At 63.2% G+C, this 6235-nt stretch carries 5 protein-coding genes; 2 read left to right on the top strand and 3 right to left on the bottom strand.

Features of this window, described 5'->3' with window-relative positions:
* The first annotated feature begins 286 nt into the window (after positions 1-286).
* Positions 287-1441, top strand: coding sequence for an HPP family protein (locus IAE39_RS28650; RefSeq protein WP_201207832.1), 1155 nt, complete (start codon positions 287-289; stop codon positions 1439-1441).
* Here the strand turns inward: IAE39_RS28650 and IAE39_RS28655 are convergent.
* Positions 1415-2281 (bottom strand): LysR family transcriptional regulator, encoded by an 867-nt coding sequence (locus tag IAE39_RS28655; RefSeq protein WP_201207833.1) that lies wholly within the window; start codon positions 2279-2281, stop codon positions 1415-1417. The genes IAE39_RS28650 and IAE39_RS28655 overlap by 27 nt on opposite strands.
* 180 nt (positions 2282-2461) lie before the next feature.
* Here IAE39_RS28655 and IAE39_RS28660 point away from each other — a divergent pair, with 180 nt between their 5' ends.
* On the top strand, positions 2462-4351 hold the full coding sequence (locus IAE39_RS28660; protein WP_201207834.1) for a propionyl-CoA synthetase: 1890 nt from the start codon (positions 2462-2464) through the stop codon (positions 4349-4351).
* A 127-nt stretch (positions 4352-4478) separates the two neighbouring features.
* On the opposite strand, the gene zapE is transcribed toward IAE39_RS28660, so the two are convergent.
* A complete protein-coding gene (gene zapE, locus IAE39_RS28665; RefSeq protein ID WP_201207835.1) occupies positions 4479-5549 on the bottom strand; it encodes a cell division protein ZapE in 1071 nt (356 codons plus the stop codon).
* A 130-nt stretch (positions 5550-5679) separates the two neighbouring features.
* A complete protein-coding gene (locus tag IAE39_RS28670; protein ID WP_201207836.1) occupies positions 5680-5922 on the bottom strand; it encodes a hypothetical protein in 243 nt (80 codons plus the stop codon).
* Positions 5923-6235 lie beyond the last annotated feature (313 nt).

The raw sequence follows: 6235 nt of genomic DNA on the forward strand, positions 1-6235 counted from the left end.
GCCGGTGCCATACACCGCGTCGCATTCTTCGCGGGTAAACCCGCTCCCACAGGTTCTGCAGTGCGCTTGAGGCCTATCAGCACTGCAAAAAAATTGCAGTACAGGCGCATTTTTTTGAATTAGCCCAATCCCGCCCCGCCCGGCAAAATCCCCCTCACGAAACCCTGCGGTTTCCATCTCTCCATGGACGGAGCCCCTTGTGGTATTGCATTCGCAATACGAGGCCCAGGCCAGCTCGGCTGGGCTTTCTTTTTAATCAGAAAAACCAAAGATCCCGATTACTTAAATGTCTGCCTCGCGTTCCGAAAGTCGTCTGCAGCGGCTGTTGCCGGCGCCCCTGAATATCCCCCCCAAAGAATGGTTGCGTGCTGGTATCGGTGCGTTGCTTGGCCTGTTCCTTGCCGGCTGGCTGACCAGCATGGCTTATGGTCCGGGCATTGCCCTGCACCTGCTTGGCCCGTTGGCTGCCTCGGCCGTGCTGGTATTCGCCGTGCACTCCGGCCCGCTGGCGCAACCCTGGCCGGTGCTGGGCAGCTATGCGCTGGCCGGCGCCGTCGGCCTGGCCATGCGTCAGGGCTTCGGCCCCGAACTGTGGGTAGCCGCTGCTGCATTGTGCATCTCGATTTTGGTGATGTGCCTGCTGCGCTGCCTGCACCCGCCAGGTGGCGGCGTGGCGGTAAGTGCTGTGCTGGCCGACTCGGGCCTGACCGCCATGGGTGACCACCTGCTGGAGCCGGTGTTGCTCAATGCGCTGATCCTGGTGGCGGTGGCAATCGTCTACAACCGCCTGACCGGCGTGCGCTACCCGAAAGGTGCCGTGCCGCGCAAAGACCTGCACCACACCCATGACCCGCTCCCCGGCGAGCGCGTGGGCATCCGCAGTGAAGACCTGGACCAAGCCCTGGAAGAGCTGGGCGAGTTCGTCGACGTCACCCGGGACGAACTGGAGCGCATCATCCTCGCCACCGAGCAGCACGCCTTGCAGCGCAGCCTGGGCGGTATTACCGCCGCGTCGGTAATGTCACGCGATGTGCAATTCGCCAGCCCTGACACCACCTTGGAACAGGCCTGGAAAATGCTCGCCAGCCACCACCTGAAAACCCTGCCGGTGTTGCAGCAGGGCAAACTGGTGGGCATCGTCAGCCTCAGCGACCTGGTCGGCCCGGCCATGCAGCGTGGCCGTTTCAGCTGGCGCGGGTTGCTCGGCCGCAAGGTGGTGCGCATGGAGCAGGTGATGAGCCGGCGGGTGGTCAGCGTCAGCAGCCAGCACCCGCTGGAGCGCCTGTTGCCATTGCTGTGTGAACAGGGCCTGCATTGCCTGCCGGTGCTCGACGCCGACAAGCTGGTGGGGGTAATCACCCAGACCGACCTGATCGCCGGCCTCAAGCGTCAGCTGCTCAGCAAGGCCGAGGCTTCAGATAACCGGGTCCCAGCGTTGTGACCAGTCACTGGCGCCGGCGGCCACCAGCCGGCGCAGGACGCTGAAAGCCTGCTGCAACGCTTCGCTGTCGCGCTTGCGCGGGTACACCAGGAACGTTGGGTAGGTGAACTCCGGCGCCTGCGGTACCCGCTCGAACACCCCGCTGTCCAGGTAGGCCTGCACCACGCGCGTGCGGAAGTAGCCACTGCCGCCCTGATCGAGAATGAACTGCAGGGCCAACGGCCCGAGGTTGAAGCTAAGTGCCGGGCGCGCGCAGTCGGGCAGGGCGGCATCATGCTGGCGGCGGAAGGCCTCGCCCCAGTCGATGTAGATATACGGCTCGGGCTGATCGACCCGACGCACGCGGATCAGCTTTTCTTCCATCAGCTGCTCGACTTGCAAGCCCGGGCCGTAGGTCGGCTGGTACACCAGCGCGGCGTCCAGCAGGCCCATCTCGACCTTGCGCAGCAGCGACTCGCCGTCACTGACCTCGCTACGGATCGCGTGGCTGGGCAGCTCACGGTGCAGGGCGCTGACCCAGTCGAGCATCATCGGGTTGCCCAGGCTCACCTCACCGCCCACATGCAGCACCTGCTGGCAGCCTTGCGGCAGCGGCAGGTCGCGGCGTGCCGCTTCCCAGGTCTGCACCAGCTGGTTGGCATAACTGACGAAGGCCTCCCCATCGCTGGTCAGGCTGGCGCCGTTGCGGCTGCGCACGAACAGCTGGCAGCCCAGTTGCTGCTCCAGGCGCTGTACCCGGGCGGTGATCGCGGTCTGTGACACGAACAGGCGTTCGGCGGCGGCGACCAGACTGCCGCAACGCACGATTTCCAGGAAGGTACGGGCCTGATCGATGTCCATGGGTTGCTCGGTGGCTGAAAGGGTGGCCTATTCTAGAGGCTTTGCACCGTTTTGGGGCGCTTTTGCGTTGTCTGCAAATTTGCAGGTCGGTTGTGACTTTAGTCCCATGGCGGCGCGGGTGCAGCGGTCCATACTCAAGGTTCGCCCTTCAATAACAACAAGTACCGGGTTCCCATCGATATGAGCTACCAGCACAGCTACGCCCACTCCATTTCCGACCCAGCTGCTTTCTGGGAGGAGCAGGCCTCACGCCTGGCCTGGCACCGCAAGCCTGCCGTAACCCTGCAAGACAACGCTGACGGCACCCACCGCTGGTTCGCCGACGGCCGCCTGAACAGCTGCCACCTGGCCCTCGATCACCAGATCGAGCAGGGCCGTGGCGAGCAACTGGCGCTGATCTACGATTCGCCGGTGACAGGTGTGCAGCAAACCTTCACCTACAACCAGCTGCGCGACGAGGTGGCGTGCCTGGCCGGCTTGCTGCGCCAGCTGGGCGTAAACAAGGGCGACGGGGTGATCATCTACATGCCCATGGTGCCGCAGGCGGCCATGGCCATGCTGGCCTGTGCGCGGATTGGCGCGGTGCATTCGGTGGTGTTTGGCGGCTTTGCCGCCAACGAGCTGGCCCTGCGTATCGATGACGCCCGGCCAACGCTGCTGTTGACGGCGTCCTGCGGGCTGGAGTTCGACAAGGTAATCGCCTACAAGCCACTGGTCGATCGCGCCCTGCAACTGGCCCGCCACCAGCCGCGCAACGTGCTGGTGCTGCAGCGGCCACAGCTGCAGGCAGACTTGCTGCCAGGCCGTGATCTGGACTGGCAGGCGACACTGGAAGGCGCCGAGCCGGTAGCGCCGCTCGAACTGGATGCCGGTGACCCGCTGTATATCATGTACACCTCGGGTACCACCGGCAAACCCAAGGGTATCGTCCGCGAGAACGGCGGCAATGCCGTGGCGCTGTGTTATGCAATGCGCCATATCTACGGCATGCAGGCCGGTGATGTGTGGTGGGGTATTTCCGATGTGGGCTGGGTGGTCGGCCATTCGCTGATCGTCTACGGGCCGTTGATGAGCGGCTGTACCACGGTGTTCTACGAAGGCAAGCCGATTCGCACGCCAGATGCCTCGGCCTACTGGCGGGTGGTGGAGCAGTACAAGGTCAATGCGTTGTTCTGTGCGCCCACGGCCATGCGCGCAATTCGCAAGGAAGACCCGGAGGGCGAACTGATCCGCACGCATGACCTGAGTTCGCTGCGCCAACTGTTCCTGGCGGGAGAGAAACTTGATTCCAGCACCCACGAATGGCTTGAGCGGGTCAGCGGCAAGCCGGTGCATGACCACTGGTGGCAGACCGAGACCGGTTGGCCGGTCACCGCGCCGTGTGTCGGGCTGGAAGGCAGCGCGGCCAAACCAGGCTCGAGCAACCGCGCCGTGCCGGGCTACCACGTACGCGTACTGGATGATGATGGCCACCTGCTGGGCCCCAACCACCAAGGCTCGATCGTGATCGCCTTGCCACTGCCACCCGGCTGCAGCCAGACACTGTGGGGCGACCACGAGCGTTACCTGCAGGCGTATCTGCACACCTACCCGGGCTATTACCACACTGGCGACGGCGGTTATCTGGATGAGGACGGTTTCGTCTACATCATGGGGCGTACCGATGATGTGATCAACGTCTCCGGGCACCGGCTTTCCACGGGTGAAATGGAAGACCTGGTGGCGCGCCACCCGGCGGTGGCCGAGTGCGCGGTGATAGGCGTGCATGACGAAATCAAGGGCCAGGTGCCGTTGGCGCTGGTGGTACTCAAGGACGGTGAGGGCATTGTCGAGGCGCAGTTGCTGGTGGACCTGGTGGGCAGCGTGCGTGAGGAGATCGGCCCGTTGGCCTGTTTCAACCGGGTGCGGCTGGTGAAACGCTTGCCCAAGACCCGCTCCGGGAAGATTCTGCGGGCGGTGCTGCGCAAGATTGCCGATGGGCAGGCGTATGTGCCGCCGTCGACGCTGGATGATCCGGCGGTGCTGGGGGAGATCGAGGGGGTGCTGGCGGATTTGCCCCGGGCGGGTTGATGGGTTGACAGTGCCGGCCCTTTCGCGGCTAAAGCCGCTCCCACAGGTGCAGCGCAGGTTGTGAATATTGCGGGGTACCTGTGGGAGCGGCTTTAGCCGCGAATAGGCCGGTTCAGGCGATGCACATCTAAGGGGCCAGCTGATGCAGCTGCCCCAACCGGCTACGCGTACGCATCAGGTCGGCCAGCGGCCCGCCCAGGCTTTCTTCCAGCGGCCGCTTGCCGATCACCACCACCTGCCGATCCTGGTCATACAACACATCCACCAGGTTGACGAAGCGCTGCTGCGCCGCCAGCGAGCACTCCGACAAGTCATCCAGCCCATCGATAATCCACTCATCGTACGCCTGGGCCAACACCAGGTAGTCGATCACTGCCGTGGCCTTTTCGCACAAGTCGTCAAAGCCAAGCACCACCCGCCGGCCATCAACGGCCAGGGCGCGCAGTGGGCGCTTGTTCACTTCCAGTATCAGCGGCTGCTGCGCAGGCACATTCAGCGCCTGGCGCTGCGCCGCATTGCCTGGCCACACGTAATGGCCCTGGGTAAAACGCTGATGCTCACGGTTGGCCGGCAGGCTGCGAAAATCAGTGTCACCACCCACTTCCAGCACTTCCATCGCGCTGTTGATCAGGCGGATTACCGGCAAGAAGCGCTCGTGGTACAGCGGGTTGGGCAACAGCCCTTCCGGCGCATAGTTGGAGGTTACCAGCAGGAACACACCGCGGCTGAACAAGGCCGTGAACAGCCGGGTGAGCAACATGGCATCGCCAATGTCATGCACGTGGAATTCGTCGAAGCACAGCACTTGGCAGTCGCCCACCAGTTCGTCGAGCGTTGCGCCCAGTGCGTCGTCCAGCGCGCGGTGGCGGTGCATGCCCTGGTGCAGGCGGGCAAAGAAGTCATGAAAGTGCAGGCGCTTCTTGGCCGCTACCGGCACGGCCTGGAAGAAACCATCGAGCAGCCAGCTTTTGCCCCGGCCGACCGAGCCGTATAGATAGAGGCTGCGTGGCTGCCCTTGCTCAAGCTGCGCCAGTTGCGTGGCCATGCAGTGGATGACCCGACGCTGACCGTCGCTGAGCTGATAACCGCGGCTCTGCGCCTTGTCCTCGAACCAGCTGAGCAGTTCGCTCTGTTGAGTGGCGGCGCCGCGCAGGCGTTGGCCAAGCTGGCGCAGCGGGGTAGGGATCCAGGCAGACAAAAGCAACGCTCCTTGGGCGATGGCGGGGCAGCGTGCAGCTTGCCCGAGGGCGGCCATTTTGACTAATACAGAAAGTGCCCGGCAATCATCACTTCTCGCGATAGGTCTGGCCGCCTTGTGCGCCGCTGAGCTAGGGTTTGCGCTCCAGTTGGCGCTCTATCATGTACTTCACTGCCAGGCGCCGTTCCTTCAGGTGGCGCAGGTCTTCGTCGACGAAGTTGCCGGCCGAGATCGACTCCGCGGCCAGCACCTGGTTGTCGATATCCATGTACTCGTCCAGCAAGCGATCAAGTGTGGGGTCCTGCTGACGGCGCTGCTGGACGATTTCGCGGGGGTAGTGCAGGTCCTGGTAGAGGTCGTGGGAGACAGGCATGGGGTCCTCCTTGGTCAATGCAAATGACTCATCTGATTGGAAGGAAGGAAAGCGATTGTGTTGAAGCGAAGCGGGGGGAAAGCGACGGACGGTCAGACTGCACCCGGTGAAAATGACTAAGCCGCTGTTTTTTGACAATTTTTTTTGATCAGGGGGTTCACAGACTGAAACTTTGTTGTTAAAGTGCCGCGCATTCCAAGACAACAAGCAAACAAGCAGTTGTCACGCAGTTGGAATTGTCAGAGCAGCAAACGCTGCATCCGATACAGGGGCGTCGCCAAGCGGTAAGGCAGCAGGTTTTGATCCTGCCATG

Source organism: Pseudomonas sp. S37, assembly GCF_016658545.1.
GTDB lineage: Bacteria > Pseudomonadota > Gammaproteobacteria > Pseudomonadales > Pseudomonadaceae > Aquipseudomonas.

Excerpts from the sequence above, each read along its gene's own strand:
- IAE39_RS28650 (WP_201207832.1), top strand. The coding sequence starts at position 287 with ATGTCTGCCTCGCGTTCCGAAAGTCGTCTGCAGCGGCTGTTGCCGGCG.
- IAE39_RS28655 (WP_201207833.1), bottom strand. The coding sequence starts at position 2,281 with ATGGACATCGATCAGGCCCGTACCTTCCTGGAAATCGTGCGTTGCGGC.
- IAE39_RS28660 (WP_201207834.1), top strand. The coding sequence starts at position 2,462 with ATGAGCTACCAGCACAGCTACGCCCACTCCATTTCCGACCCAGCTGCT.
- IAE39_RS28670 (WP_201207836.1), bottom strand. The coding sequence starts at position 5,922 with ATGCCTGTCTCCCACGACCTCTACCAGGACCTGCACTACCCCCGCGAA.